Origin of the sequence: Streptomyces sp. NPDC096048, assembly GCF_044763415.1 — a bacterium.
Taxonomy (GTDB): domain Bacteria; phylum Actinomycetota; class Actinomycetes; order Streptomycetales; family Streptomycetaceae; genus Streptomyces.
Genome location: NZ_JBIWGG010000010.1, coordinates 420,112 through 433,469, shown reverse-complemented (window position 1 = coordinate 433,469; position 13,358 = coordinate 420,112). Strand labels below are relative to the sequence as shown.

At 70.6% G+C, this 13,358-nt stretch carries 13 protein-coding genes and 1 pseudogene; 5 read left to right on the top strand and 9 right to left on the bottom strand.

Going from position 1 to position 13,358, the window contains the following annotated elements; all coding sequences use genetic code 11:
* The 3 genes from ACIQ6R_RS28395 to ACIQ6R_RS28385 form a co-directional block, all read right to left on the bottom strand.
* A partial coding sequence (locus ACIQ6R_RS28395; RefSeq protein WP_404224340.1) for a glycerophosphodiester phosphodiesterase family protein occupies positions 1-424 on the bottom strand: 424 nt, incomplete at its 3' end.
* Between the two features lie 93 nt (positions 425-517).
* Positions 518-2,770 carry an alpha-N-acetylglucosaminidase gene (locus tag ACIQ6R_RS28390; RefSeq protein ID WP_404224339.1) on the bottom strand — a complete coding sequence of 751 codons (2,253 nt, stop codon included), beginning with the start codon at positions 2,768-2,770 and terminating at the stop codon, positions 518-520.
* 155 nt (positions 2,771-2,925) lie between these two features.
* Positions 2,926-3,270, bottom strand: coding sequence for an STAS domain-containing protein (locus ACIQ6R_RS28385; protein ID WP_404182333.1), 345 nt, complete (start codon positions 3,268-3,270; stop codon positions 2,926-2,928).
* Between the two features lie 137 nt (positions 3,271-3,407).
* Between ACIQ6R_RS28385 and ACIQ6R_RS28380 the strand changes: the two genes are divergently transcribed.
* Positions 3,408-3,968: a YciI family protein gene (locus tag ACIQ6R_RS28380; RefSeq protein ID WP_404224337.1), complete on the top strand. Its 561-nt coding sequence runs from the start codon at positions 3,408-3,410 to the stop codon at positions 3,966-3,968.
* Between the two features lie 46 nt (positions 3,969-4,014).
* Here ACIQ6R_RS28380 and ACIQ6R_RS28375 read toward each other — a convergent pair whose 3' ends face one another.
* From ACIQ6R_RS28375 to ACIQ6R_RS28355, 5 genes are all read right to left on the bottom strand, one after another.
* Positions 4,015-4,464: a DoxX family protein gene (locus tag ACIQ6R_RS28375; protein WP_404224336.1), complete on the bottom strand. Its 450-nt coding sequence runs from the start codon at positions 4,462-4,464 to the stop codon at positions 4,015-4,017.
* Between the two features lie 230 nt (positions 4,465-4,694).
* Positions 4,695-6,308 carry a VWA domain-containing protein gene (locus ACIQ6R_RS28370; protein WP_404224334.1) on the bottom strand — a complete coding sequence of 538 codons (1,614 nt, stop codon included), beginning with the start codon at positions 6,306-6,308 and terminating at the stop codon, positions 4,695-4,697.
* 20 nt (positions 6,309-6,328) lie between these two features.
* Positions 6,329-7,546: an AAA family ATPase gene (locus ACIQ6R_RS28365; RefSeq protein WP_404224333.1), complete on the bottom strand. Its 1,218-nt coding sequence runs from the start codon at positions 7,544-7,546 to the stop codon at positions 6,329-6,331.
* 129 nt (positions 7,547-7,675) lie between these two features.
* Positions 7,676-8,395: a haloacid dehalogenase type II gene (locus ACIQ6R_RS28360; protein WP_404182321.1), complete on the bottom strand. Its 720-nt coding sequence runs from the start codon at positions 8,393-8,395 to the stop codon at positions 7,676-7,678.
* 404 nt (positions 8,396-8,799) lie between these two features.
* On the bottom strand, positions 8,800-9,966 hold the full coding sequence (locus tag ACIQ6R_RS28355) for an alanine--tRNA ligase-related protein (RefSeq protein ID WP_404224332.1): 1,167 nt from the start codon (positions 9,964-9,966) through the stop codon (positions 8,800-8,802).
* 422 nt (positions 9,967-10,388) lie between these two features.
* Here ACIQ6R_RS28355 and ACIQ6R_RS28350 point away from each other — a divergent pair.
* The 3 genes and pseudogenes from ACIQ6R_RS28350 to ACIQ6R_RS28340 all read left to right on the top strand — a co-directional run.
* A pseudogene (locus ACIQ6R_RS28350) lies at positions 10,389-10,694 on the top strand (glyoxalase); the annotation flags it as partial.
* Positions 10,695-10,805: 111 nt separating this feature from the next.
* Positions 10,806-11,108: an ArsR/SmtB family transcription factor gene (locus tag ACIQ6R_RS28345; RefSeq protein ID WP_404182312.1), complete on the top strand. Its 303-nt coding sequence runs from the start codon at positions 10,806-10,808 to the stop codon at positions 11,106-11,108.
* Positions 11,105-11,497 (top strand): VOC family protein, encoded by a 393-nt coding sequence (locus ACIQ6R_RS28340; RefSeq protein ID WP_404182309.1) that lies wholly within the window; start codon positions 11,105-11,107, stop codon positions 11,495-11,497. Before ACIQ6R_RS28345 ends, ACIQ6R_RS28340 begins: the two co-directional genes overlap by 4 nt.
* A 25-nt stretch (positions 11,498-11,522) precedes the next feature.
* Here ACIQ6R_RS28340 and ACIQ6R_RS28335 read toward each other — a convergent pair whose 3' ends face one another.
* Positions 11,523-12,341 (bottom strand): siderophore-interacting protein, encoded by an 819-nt coding sequence (locus ACIQ6R_RS28335; protein WP_404224330.1) that lies wholly within the window; start codon positions 12,339-12,341, stop codon positions 11,523-11,525.
* A gap of 157 nt (positions 12,342-12,498) precedes the next feature.
* Here ACIQ6R_RS28335 and ACIQ6R_RS28330 point away from each other — a divergent pair, with 157 nt between their 5' ends.
* Entirely contained in the window at positions 12,499-13,329 is an 831-nt protein-coding gene (locus ACIQ6R_RS28330; RefSeq protein ID WP_404224328.1) for a PP2C family protein-serine/threonine phosphatase, read from the top strand.
* The last annotated feature ends 29 nt before the right edge of the window (positions 13,330-13,358 follow it).

Sequence of the window (13,358 nt, the reverse complement as noted above, 5' to 3'; positions counted from 1 at the left end):
GGTTGATGCGGGAGATGACGTGGTCGACGGTGATGAGGGGTTCGCCGGTGTAGTCGGGGTGGAACCAGGAGCCGGCGTCGAGTCGGCGTAGTTCGCTCCAGGTGAAGTCGGAGACGCGGTAGCGGGGGCGGTCGGGGTAGATCTCTTCGATGTTGGTGGTGCGTTCCATGGTGCAGTCGTGGAAGTTGACGAGTGTGCCGTCTTTGGTGCGTTGGACGTCGATTTCGACGTAGTCGGCGTGTTGGTCGACGGCGAGGTCGATGGCGGCTTGGGTGTTCTCGGGTGCCATGCCGGAGGAGCCGCGGTGCGCGATGGCGTCCGGCCGGCCGTGGTTGTGCTCGTCGGCGTGGGCGGCCGTCGTCGCCGTTGCCAGGGCCAGACCGCTCAGCACCGCCACGACCACACCGACGCGTCTCTTGCCCACCTGTTTCACTACGGCCTCCCAGCCTCTCGAGTCGTTCGACCAACCGGCGGAGTGGATCGGTGAATCGGCTGTGCGAGGACCCAGAACGTCCCGTCAGGAGTTGCCCCCGGCCTCGGACGGCGGCCCGGACGGAGGAGGCGTGGGCAGGGCGTCGAGGACCGCGGTGGCCAGTGCCACGGGGTCGCCCGACGCTCGGACGGGGTAGCTGTCCCGCTGATGGTTCCAGGCGTTCTCGAGCGCGAACCAGTCGATGGCGACGGGTGCCCGGCCGGTGGCCAGCGCGGTGTCGAGGGAGTCGAGGTACGTCGTCCAGCGCATCGCGTAGAAGTCGGAGACCAGCCCGGACCACTCCCGGTTCGCGTAGTCCCGCAGGCCGCCCGAGTCGCTGCCGGAGCGGTGGCCCCAGGTGGTGAGGATCGATCGGGCGTCGAACTCGGCGGCGGCCCGCTCCGCCTTCGTGCGGCCCCAGGACTTGGCGTCCTCCAGCCACGGGCCGAGGAGGAACCGGGTGTCGGTGGCGAGCAGCCGGTCCAGCAGGGCCAGGTCGCTCTTCCACTCGGCGGCCCGCTCCCGGAAGCCGGGCAGGTCCTTGGCGTCGTAGGCGGCCTTGATCTGCGGGAGCAGGGTCCGGCTGCGGTCGGCCAGGGCCTGACGGGCGACGTCGACCAGGTCGAAGCGGTAGGCGTCGGTGGTACGCAGCGCCGGTGCGACCCGCAGCAGCTCCACCAGCGCCCGGTGCACCGTGCTCGGGTCGTAACGCATCGCACCGGGACTCCAGCTGGCCGCCCTGGTGGCCGTCAGTCGGGGGCGGGCGGTGAAGAGGCTGTCCTGTGACTCGCTCCAGGTGCCGGACGCCGTGCTGTACGGGCCACTGCGGAGCAGCTCCCACGCGCGGGCGGCGTGCGGGTCGGCACCGCCGTAGCGGCGTTCCGCGTACGCGTCGAACCACGCCCGGTGGTCCAGCGGCCCCGTCCGCCAGGCCAGTTCGGTGAACAACTCGTAGGCGACCGGGTTGCCGCCGGTGCCTTCCGGCATGTAGGCGATGCCCGAGAGTGAGCTGCCGGGCTTGGTGCGCCACTGGTCGAAACGCTCGGCCCAGACGGCGGTGTTGGCGCCGACGGTGGTGTGACCGCCGAAGTTGGGGATCGTACCGAACGCGTAGGGCGCGCCGTGCCAGGTGGCTTCCCGGTCGAGGCCGTTGTAACGGTCGGACAGTCCGTCGACGATGAGCAGCTTGCTCTTGTCGACGGCGTCGATGATCTGCGTCGAGGGATTGTTCTGCCAGCCGATCAGGGTCCACACAGCCCCGGGGCGCGCGGTCTGGAGAGCGTCCATCACGGCTCGGGCCGCGTCCCCCACCGGCACGTCCCCCGGCCGTCCGCCCTCGTGCAGGAGATCCATCTTGTACATGGTGGACTCGCCGAACAGCTCCCGCTGGTGGCGGTAGAACGAGGCGGCGACCCTGGGGAACACCTCGCTGCGCGGGTCGAGCCAGTCGGGCCGCTCGAATCCGACCCAGTCACCCTGCGGAACGACCGGCCCGGTGGGGTTCCGCTCCGTGAACCCCGGAGGCACGGAGCCGTAGTAGCCGGGCAGTACGGGAGTCATACCGAGCCCGCGCAGCCGGTTCGCGATCCTGCGGCCGAGGTCAGCCCGCTCCTGGAGGAGTCGCTCCGAGACGGGGCCGCCGAAGCCGGACATGTTCTGCATCAGCCACCACGGCTGGTGCGCCGGACCGGGGATCCACGCTCTGAGCTCGTCCTCGGAGTAGCCGAACTCCTGGAGCGTCTCGTAGTAGACGGCGTCGGCGCCCATCTGGACGAAGACCTCGTTCACACCGTGCAGGGCGAGGAGGTCGATCTGCTTCTCGTAGGACGCCCAGTCGCGGTAGGCACCGGAATAGCCGTCGTCGGTGTCGTTGAGCGCGAAGCGGTGCGGGACCGAAGCGTGCTTGCGGACGGTGCCCGTGGGTGCGGGCAGGGTGCGGGGCAGCCTCGCCGCGCTCTGCCCGGGCCAGCCGATGTCCACCTCGGCCGTGTACTTGAGATACCAGTTGACGCCGCTGAGGATCACGGCGGGGCTGGTGCCCTGTACGCGTACGTGGCCCGCGCGGCCGGAGACGCTGAAGTAGTCCCCGGACGCCGGGCGACTCACCGGAACGAGGCGGAACTGCGAGACGTGCCGCGGCAACAGCCGGGCGAGCACCGCCTCGGCGCACCGGGTGGCGAAGGCCGGCTTGCCCGGTGGGGCGGCTGCCGCGGGGGAGAAGACGGGACTCAGGGCCGTGGTGAGAAGGACGAGGGCAGTGGCCGCGTACAGGCCGGTCCAGGCTCTGAGGCTTCTCACTGATCACCTCGAAGGAGAGTGAGCGACGGGGTGGTGGTGAATATGGGGGTCGGCGATTCACCAGTCAAGACGGCACCCCTGGGCGTACGTCGCTCTTCGGCCACGAGCGGTCGCCGCGGCGGATCGCATCGGGGCGGCGGGCTCGGGGTTCGGTCTCATGATGTCCGTCTCGCCTGGTACACCGAGTCGTAGAGGGGGAAGACGTGCCGCAGCCCGGTCAGGGCGAACAGCTGCTTGGTGTTGGCGTCGGTGATGACCAGCTTGAGCTCGCCATGGACCGTCAGGACGCGCTTGAGGACGCCGACCAGGACGCCCAGGCCCATGGAGTCGATGAACGCCACCCCGCGCAGATCGATGATGAAGCGACGGTGGCCGTCCGCGAGCCGCTCGATCATGTACTGCTTGATCGTCGGCACCGTGTACACGTCCACTTCCCCGTACATCTCCACGATGGTCCAGCCGCCGACATCGCTGTAGCTGATCTCGATTGGAGGTTCCATGCATACCCAACGGCGATGCCCTGGGGAGAGGTTGCGCCGCACGTTCGTTCTGCATATGCACGAACGGCTGGCCAGAGGATGACCGGAGGCGAACGTGTGGCCAGGAATTTCTTCGCTCGATGCTGAAAAATGAGGCCATGGAGTTCTTCTGTTACCACCGCGACAGACCTGGATCCGTGACGCTCCGCGACGAGTTGCTGGAAGAGCATTGGTCCTACATGGACCGGTACTCCAAGGAGATGATCGCCCGCGGCCCGACCTTCACCGGTAACGGAGAGGAGGACGGCGAAGTGCCCACGGGAAGCGTGCACATCGTCGACCTCCCGGATCCCGCCGCCGCACGTGAGTTCGCCTTCGGCGAGCCCGGCTACCAGGCAGGCGTGTACCGCGACGTGCTGCTGCGCCGGTGGCGCAACATCTTGGGGCGCACCATGTGGGACTTCCCCGGTGGCCGGAGCGGCGGCGACCGCTATCTGGTGCTCGGCCTCGGCGCGGGGCGGGCCACCGACCTCGCGGTGCCGCCCGACCAGGACGAGCTGATCGCGTACGGCCCCCTGCTGTCCGACGACGGAGGCACCTGGCTGGGCACGGCGGTGCTGATGCGGGCACCGGACCCGGACGCGGCACGCGCCGTCCTCACCGCGGACCGGTACGCCGACATCGAGGTTCACGACTGGCAGTTCGGCGGGCGCCGGTGAGGAACGGAGGCGTCGCGGGCGGCAACACGCGCGGGCGGCGTCGCGGTCACGAGACGCGTCCGGCCACCGGCTGCGGGGCGCCCGGAACGGTGCCGCCACGGCGGAGCAGCCCCGACAGGGACAGGGAGCCCGGTCCGAAGAAGACCAGCAGCAGGAACCCCCAGCAGAACAGCGCCGGGGACAGGCCGCCGTTCTGCAGGGGGAAGAGGCCGTCCCGCTGGTGCTCGGTGAAGTAGGCGAAGGCCATGATCCCCGAGCTGAGGAAGGCCGCGCCGCGCGTCGTCACGCCGATGAGCACCAGGGCACCGGCGACCAGCTCGATCACCCCCGCGTACCAGAACGGCCAGTCACCCACGGGGCTGGCCGGCCGCTCCAGAAGCCCGAAGACCGTGGCAGCGCCCTCGCTGGTGAACAGCAGGCCCAGGACGATGCGGAACAGTCCGAGAACCAGGGGCTGGTGCCTGGTCAGACGGTCGTTCAGGCGTGCGGTGCTCATCGGGTGCGCTCTCCTCGAATCGGTCGGTGCGTCCTCGGGCGACGCGGGGGCGGGAGGGCGAGAGCCCTCCCGTACTACCTACGTACGCGCGGGGTGTTCGACTCAGGGATGGGCTCCGTCTTCCCAGCCGTTCGGCCGGGCCTCGCCCGCGGCCCGGGCGACGCGCGGCCGCACTCACCTCCGCGGGCCCCGGCCACCACGGCTTCATTCGAGCAGGGCCCGGCTCCCCGTCAGATCACGCGGAAGAGGTCGGCGGCGGCGTGGACGTCGGTGAGATCCTCGACGGAACGCAGGTTGTCGCACAGGGCGTCGAGGACCGAGTCGGCCTCGGCGACGCGTGGGGCGCCGACGGCCACGCCGAAGACGCGGAAGCCCAGCAGGTGCCTGGCGTCGTTCCAGCCGCGCATCCATTCCTCGGTGACGCCGCAGTCGTCGTCGGTGAGCATCACGATGTCGCCGCGTCTGCGGGCGGCGTCGTTGAACTCCTCCTCCAGCAGTTCGCGGGCCGTTGTCAGTGGCCGCTGGTAGCTGGTGCCGCCGCCGAGGAAGGTCTCCGCGAAGTCGATGACCTGCTCGGTGTCGGCGGACCGGTCGGCGGGGAAGCGGAAGACCTGGAGCTTGTCGGCGGCGGCGAACAGGATGCCGACGAAGTCACGCCCCGCGTGGCGGGCCTGATCCAGCAGCGCCAGGGCGCACGCCTTGGACCATGCCTCCCGGGTGATCCCCCCGGGCCCCGCCTCGTACATGGAGTGCGAGGTGTCCACGCACGCGATGATGGCGCCCTGGCCGGTGGTCTGCTCTCCCTGGCTGTCGTAGAGCATCAGCTCCCCCGCGGCGTAGCGCGCGGCGAAGACCGCGCGCATCTCGGGCAGGCCGAGGTTGACCAGTTCGGAGGGGATGACGCGGGAGAGGTCGTCGCCGAGGGTGACGCCGACCAGCTCGCCGGCGGTGTTCTCCACCTTGCGGGCACGCTCGCCGTCGGCCATCTGCCGGAAGCGGCCGATCAGTCCGGCCCACTGCGCGAGACGTCCGGTGCGCAGCCGCTCGGCGAGCCGGGCGCGTCGGCCGAACGGCATCCGCTCCAGCTCGCCGGGGCCGACGCCCCATGCCCGCATCAGCGCGGCCTCCTCCCGTGCGGCCTCGGCGGCCTTCGACGCCGCGTTCCGTGCGGCGGCGCGGATGCCGGGAACCGCGACCGCGAGGGCCTGCGCGGCGCCTCGGGCGGCCTCCTGCGCGGCGGCGTCGGAGGCCTCGGCGGCCTGGATCGCCTCTCGTACGGCGTCGGCGGCCGGTACGGTGCCGTCCTCCCCGGCCTCGGCGGCGGCCCGCCGGAGCGCCTCGCCCACGGCGGCCCCGGCGCCGTCGGCGTCCTGGCGGGCCTTCTTCGCCTGCTCCGCCCGTTCCCGCGCGTCCCGGGAGCCGTCCAGCAACCGGCGCAGTGCGGCGGCCTGGGCGAGTACGGCCATGGCGGCGGCGTAGGGGTCGCCGACCGTCTCCCGGTGCAGTTCCGCGAACTCCGGTGATCCCACCAGCGAGGTGACGGCCTGGTGGTTGACCAGCCGGGCGGGGTCCATCTCCGCCGGCTCGCGCAACCGCGGGCCGTCCTTGTACGCGGCCAGGAACACGTCGGTCAGGAGATCGGCGGTGTGGTCGTGGCGCTCGTTGAGTTCCGCGGCCAGATCGCGCAGTCCGGTCGACTGCTCGTAGGTGTCGCGCCATGTGATCCGGTCGAATTGGTCCGCGACCACGGCCGTGGTGTGCCGCGTCGGAGCCGCGGAGGACCTGACCAGCCACTTCTCGGCCCGGTACACCCATGCGTCGAGTGTGTCCGGTGTCGCGTCCATGCTCTCTGCCGCCCCGGTGTTCAGAGCTGGGCCTGCACCGTGCTCGCGTCCACGCCGAGGGCCTCGGTGAGAACGCGGGCGCGTACGGCGCGCCGACGGCCGGTGACCCGGTCGATGGCGGCGGTGGAGCGGCCGGCGCTGACCGCCTCCTCGCGCAGCCTCTCCAACTGCTTCCCCGCCATGGCGAGCTGGTTGTGGGCCTTTTTGATCACCCACTCGCTCAGTGCCTCGCGGGACTGCCCGGCCATGGCGTCGAGCTGGGCCTCCAGCTCGTCGATCGTGTCGGCGAGGTCCAGCGCCTCCTTGGCGTCGGGATTGACCAGTTGCAGCACCTCGCGTTCGACGGCCGGGCGTTCGGCGGGGGAGTTCCAGAGCACGTGGGTGAGCACCGACAGGTCGGTCTCGGCGACCGCCGGGCGGCCGTCGAGGTACGCGGACGCCTGGAGCAGGCCCACCGCCTGCCGCCAGCGGCGATCCGAGGCCACGAGTTCCTTGCGGCGCAGGGCGGCCCGTAGCGTACACACCGCGTCCACGATCACGTCGGGGACGTCCACGGCCGGGACGGCTTCGGCCACCGCGTGCTGCAACGCTGCCAGTTCGACCGTGGTGCGTGCCGTTGCCGCCGGGCGGCTGACGGCGGAGCGGACCAGCGAGGCGAAGTTCGACGGGTCTTCCAGGTACTTGACCTCGACCCGTACCAGCAGTCGGTCGTAGACCGCGGCCGAATCCTCACCGCTGGGCAGTTCGTTGCTCGCGGTGATGGCTCCGATCAGGGGACAGCGGATCGGTGCGCCGCCGCTCTCGGGGTGGTAGATTCGTTCGTTCAGATAGCCCAGCGTCTCGTTGAGCGCCGCCGTGGAACACTTGAATATCTCGTCGATGAACGCGACGTGCGCGGTCGTGGCGCGGCCGTCGTAGACCTGGCGGTACTCGCCGCGGGCCAGCGCGGCGACGTCGATGGGGCCGAACATCCTCGTCGGCGCGGTGAACTTCGACAGGAGGATCTCCCAGTAGGACGCACCCTCGATCCTGCCGGTGAGTTCCCGGGCCATCTCGGACTTCGCCGTTCCGGGCGGGCCGAGCACCAACGAGTGCTGCCCGGCCAGCAGCGTCACCACCAGTGTCCGCACCACGTCGGCCCGCTCGTAGAAGCGGTCCGCCAGCTCGTCGCCGATCGTCCGCAACCGCTGGGCCGTCTCCTGCGCGGCCTGTGCCCCGGGTACGTCCTGTGGGGCCATGGCCAACTCCTCGCATCCGGCGTTCGATCGGGCCGTCGGGCCGTCGGGCCGGCCGGTCCGACCTGCCGAAAACCCGACTCGGGAAACTCCCGACCGGCCGGGACCGATCGGCTGCGGAACAGTCGGATTCTACGACCGCACGCCCCGCCGGACGTGCCCCGGGGCGTGGTCGAGCCGGTCGGCCAGACCGGCGAGGCCGTCGGCGTACAGGTCGAAGCGGTCCGAGGGCGCGGGCGGATCGCCGACGGGACGGGCGACGTAGGCGGTGCGCAGGCCGAGTCCCTGTGCCGCGCGCAGGTCCCAGGCGTGGGCCGCGACCATCAGAAGCCGCTCCGGCGGTCGTCCGGAAACGGTGACGGCCAGTCGGTAGACCGCCGGGTCCGGCTTGTACGTCCGGGCGTCTTCGGCGGACAGGGCCTGGTGCCAGCGCAGTCCGGCGTGGGCGTTGATGTCCAGCAACGCCGCCCGGCCCGCGTTGGAGAGCCCGATCAGCGGGAACCGTTCGGCGAGTCGGGCGAGCCCCGCCACGGTGTCGGGCCACGGCGCGAGCCTGCGACCCGCCCGGGCCAGCGTCGCCACGGCCGTCGGATCGCCGACTCCGACGGCATCGGCGACGAGCCGGGCGGCTTCCAGGTCGAGGAGGTCGCTCGTGACGTAGGGCCGGGCGCCGGCGACGATCCGGCGTTGCTCGCGGTCGACGTGCCGCTGCCACAGCGAGAGGAGCCGTTCGACCCCGGAGTCGTCGAGAGACGGGTCGAGAGCACGGATGCCGGCGCGGACACCGCCGGGTTCGTCGACGAGAGTGCCGAGCACATCGAAGACGACGGCATCGATCTCCAGCTCTGACATAGGAGCGTCTCCTGTGCGTGGCAGGGGCGAAAGAGTGTCTGTGGGGCGAACACGGTGGCAGGCCACAGGATTCCCCGTCCTTCCGGGACCGTGGCCGGCGCGGTGGTGGTCGGGGCAGCCGTCGGGGCACTCGTGCCCGCCCACGCCGTGGGCGCGCCGTTGGCAACCGCTGCTCCCCCTGCCGTGCAACATGTACTTCCCGGGCGCACTCGGTGCCGGCCGAGATCACGGTCAGCCGGGACTGGGGACTCGCCGTGTCGCCCGTGCGCGATACGGAGGCGTCCCGGATCGCCGGGTTCTTCCCGCACCGCGCGGTCTTCCGGCCCGCGGGCGCGGTTCCGGTCAGCCGTGCGCGGACCGTACGCGGGGCCACCGGCATCGAAACGGCGGGACCCCGCGAGCCGTCACTCCTGCCGCAGGCTCAGCACGAGGTCGGGCGGCAGACCGTGGGTGTCGTGCAGGTAGTGGAAATCCTCATCGTCCAGCGGGCCCCGGAACCGGGGGCGGGACAGCACCTTCCGACCGCGTTCCACGAGCCGGCCGAACCGTTGCTCCTCCTCCAGCAGGACCCGACGTACCTGGCCGGGCTCCCCGTCCTGCCGGAAACGGTCGAGGGTGTGCGAGACCAACTCGTCCGGCAGGTCGCCGAGACCGCGCGACGGATCGTCCCGCCACAGCACGGTGAGCACCCGTCGTACCAGGCGCCGCAGCACGTAACCCCGCCCCGTGCCGGCCGGGCGGACCCCGTCGCCGACGACCACGACGGCCGAACGGAGGTGGTCGTAGACCAGGCGGAGCGATGGTTCGTCCAGTCGCCAAAGGGACGGCACGGCACGCCGCCAGGGGTCGAAGACATCGCACTCGAACACCGACGACCTGCCCTGCAGCAGCGAGGCGAGGCGCTCCAGGCCGAGTCCGGTGTCGATATTGCGCTGCGGAAGCGGTACGAGGCGGCCGTCGTCGAGTCGACGGTGGCGCATCATCACGTGGTTCCACACCTCCACCCAGCGGTCGTCGCGGGTGGGCGTCGACCGGGGTGGGGTGTCACCGGTCCACAGGAAGATCTCGGAGTCGGGCCCACAGGGACCGGTCGGTCCGTTCGACCACCAGTTGTCCTCCACCGTGAGCTCCACGGGCACGCCGCGCTCCTGCCACAGGTTCAGAGAGGCGGTGTCCGGACCGACCTGGTCGTCGCCGCCGTACACGGTGGCGTGCAGCAGGCCCGGATCGACCTCCAGTCCCTCGGTGAGCAGCCGGTAGCCCCAGTCGAGGCTCTGCGGGCCCCCGTAGTCGCCCAGTGACCAGGTGCCGAGCATCTCGAAGACCGTCAAGTGGGTGCTGTCGCCCACCTCTTCCAGGTCCGTGGTACGCAGACAGCGCTGTACGTTGACCAGCCGCCGGCCCAGTGGGTGGGAGCGGCCCTCCAGATACGGGGTGATGGGGTGCATGCCGGAGGTGGTGAACAGCACGGTGTCGCCGGGCGGAGGCAGCAGTGTCGAGCCGCTGATCCGGCGGTGACCGTGTTCCTCGTAGTACTCGACGAACGTGCGGACGACGCGTTCCGTGTCCATAGGGGGTGACTCCTTCGCGTCACAGCGGGAGCGGCACCGGAGAACGGGCCCGCGTGGTCGTCACTCAGAGGCGAGGACATCGGAAGGTCACAGAGAACCACCGGCGGGCCGTTTCCGGTCGCCGGTGGGAGAGGTGAAGGTCAGGCGGCGGCAACCGGCGAGCTGGTCGCTCGCGCGGTCGCGGAGGTGTTTCGGCCGATGACGTCCATGCCGACGAGGGTAAGGGGTGTTCCCCTACGGAGCACGCGAATTTCTGCGTCGCGTTCGCCGGGGAGTGCCGGCCCCGCTCTCGGTGACGGGCCGCGCCAAGCGGTCAGATCGGAGAAGCACCTGGGCCGGGGCCGCGCCTACCTTCATCGCATGACCTCCATCGACTCCGTCACCCCGGCGCGGACAACCCCGCCGCCACCCGCTTCTACGACGGCCCGGCCACCCGGCAGATCGACCGGTTCGTACTCCTGCTGGGCGTCGAGGACGTCCTGGCGACCAAGCGGTTCCATGTCGCTCGCGGCCTCACCGTGGGCAAGAGCTTCGGGCGCAAGTACGTGGAGTTCGAGACACAGCCGAACTCCGTCAAGCTGGCGCTCTACGGCCGTCGCGCCCTCGCCAAGGATGCCGGAGTCTCTCCCGAGGGCACCGGATCGCACCGGCTCACGATCGGCGCCGGCGACGGTTCCTTCACCGATCCGGACGGGTTCGACTGGGAGGTCGCGACCGCGGTCCGGTAGTACGCGCTCTCGCCTCGGTTCCGGTCTGTCCGTGACGGGCGAGGGGCGGCCCCCGACCCTTCTCGCGCACTCCACTTGATAGGCAAGTGGTTACTTGCCTAATATGTGGTCATGGCCGACGACCTCTTCAGAGCCCTGGCCGACCCCACCCGCCGGACCATCCTCGACGAGCTGACCGTGAAATCAGGGCAGACACTGTTCGAGATCTGTTCGCGGCTGAGCATGAAGCACCAGCTCGGCATCTCACGCCAGGCGGTCTCCCAGCACCTCGCCGTGCTGGAGGCGGCCGGGCTCGTCGAGACCAGGCGGGAGGGTCGCTACAAGTTCCACGAGCTGAACACGGCCCCGCTGCGGCGGATCACCGAGCGATGGCTCGTGCCCGACACGCCCCAACCGGAAGAGAGCACTCCGTGAAGATCAACATGACCAGCGTATTCGTCGACGACCAGGCCGAGGCCCTGCGCTTCTACACCGAGGTTCTCGGCTTCGTGACGAAGCACGACGTACCGGTGGGGGAGCAGGACCGGTGGCTGACCGTCGTCTCGCCCGACGAGCCCGGCGGTACCGAACTCCTCCTGGAGCCCGCCGGCCACCCGGCCGTCAAGCCCTACCGCGACGCGCTCGTCGGGGACGGCATCCCGCTGGCCTCGTTCGCCGTCGACGACGTGAAGGCGGAGTACGAGCGCCTGCGTGGCCTGGGCGTGCACTTCACCCAGGAGCCCCTGGAGATGGGCCCCGTCACCACCGCCGTCTTCGACGACACCTGCGGCAACCTCATCCAGATCGCGGCACAGGCGCGGTGAGCGGGCTTCCGGCCGCGGTCCGGCCTCAGGCGGCCTGAGTCGCCTCGCGCTTCCAGAAGCCCGAGAAGGTGATGCGGTCCTTCGGCAGCCCCAGGCGGTGCAGATGCCTGCGGCCCTCGGTGGCCAGGGTCGACTCGCCGACCACGAACGCGTACCCCGTCGCGTCGGTGGAGGCGAGCCGTCGAAGCTCACGGAGTGCGGCGGCGCCGGGCACGGAGGTGCTGTCCTGACGCACGGCCCAGGAGACGGTCACGCCGGCCGGACCGTCCAGCACCCGCCTGTCGTCCGCGGTGGGCACCTCCTGGATGAGCCGTCCGGTGATCCCGTCGGGCAGGGAGCGCAGAATGCCCGCTGCGGCGGGCAGCCCGGTCTCGTCGGCCACGATGGTGACCTCGGAGGCGTCGTGCGGGCGGTCGAAGAGGACGCCTTGGTCGAGCACGGCGAGTGCGTCTCCCGGGCCGGCGTGACAGGCCCAGATCGCGGCTCTGCCCTCGATCTCGCCCGTGGGACCGCGATGCACGACGAAGTCGATGTCCATCTCCGCCGCCTGCCGACGGAAGTCGGCCACGGAGTAGTTGGCGCAGTGCGGCCGTTCGTGCTCGGGGATGGCGAGGTAGGGCTGCCACCACTGGGAGCCGGTGTACTCCGGTAGCCGGAGGCGGCGTTGATGCGGGAGCTGGAGGAACAGACGGAACCAGTGGTCGTACCCGAGCCACGGAAACTCGGCGAGTTCCGCTCCGCCGACGGTCACCCGCTGCATGGACGGGGAGACGCGTTCGGTGCGCACCACACGGGCGCGGAACATTCCGGGTTGCTGTGGCACGAGCCGACGGACCTTCGCCATGCAGGTCAGGCTAGCCTAAGTTGACCTGGAGGCCTCGCGGCCCCGACCGGTTCGGCTTCGGTATGCCTGTCTTCGAGGCGAATGAGAGACTTGGTCTGTCCGGCTTCTAGAGGCGCCGCCGCGAGGACAGGCGGATCGGATGGCCCGGGAGTGGTCGATGTTCCGCAAGCGTCCCGCACCTGACGGTGAAGAGCTGCTGGCCAGACTGGCATCGCTGACCACTCAGGCACGGGAGCTCGCCGAGCTGCGCCGGTCCCAGGTGGAGCTGGCGGTCGCGCTGCAACGCGACATGCTTCCCGCGGACCTGCCCGTGATCCCCGGCTTTCACCTCGCCGCCTGCTACTCGCCCGCGTACGCCGGACTCAACGTGGGCGGAGACTGGTACGACGCCTTCGTGCTCCCCGACGGCCGCGTCGGCCTCTCCGTCGGAGACGTCCAGGGCCACGCCATCGACGCGGCGGCCTTCATGGGGCAGATCCGCGTGGGCCTGCGGGCGCTCGCCTCCGTGACGAGCGAGCCTGGCGACCTGCTCGCCCGTACGAACGACCTGCTCCTCGCCCTGAACAAGAACCTCTTCGCCACCTGCACCTTCATGCGCTTCGACCCTGCCACCGGCGTGCTGGAGAGCGCGCGGGCCGGGCACATTCCGTGCGTATGGGCCACGGCGGACGGCAAGGCGGAGGTCTCCGATGACGAAGGGGGGCCGCCGCTGGGCATCCTGAAGGGGACCGAATATCCGGTGACCCGGTACCGGCTCACCACGGGCGGAGTATTCGTCCTGCTCACGGACGGCGTGGTGGAAGGGCCTTCCCTGAGTGTCGACGAAGGGCTCGCACGGGTGGTGCGGCTGGCGGGCATCGCCGCCGTCGCGGGAATGGAGGCGCACTCGCTCGCGGCCGCCGTGCTCAAGAACGCCGAGCTGGTGGGACACGAGGACGACGCTGCCGTGCTCGTCGTCGGCCATGACGGACGGACTGTTACGCCGTAGGGCGGGACGAAGCGCGGCTCGCCTCGCTG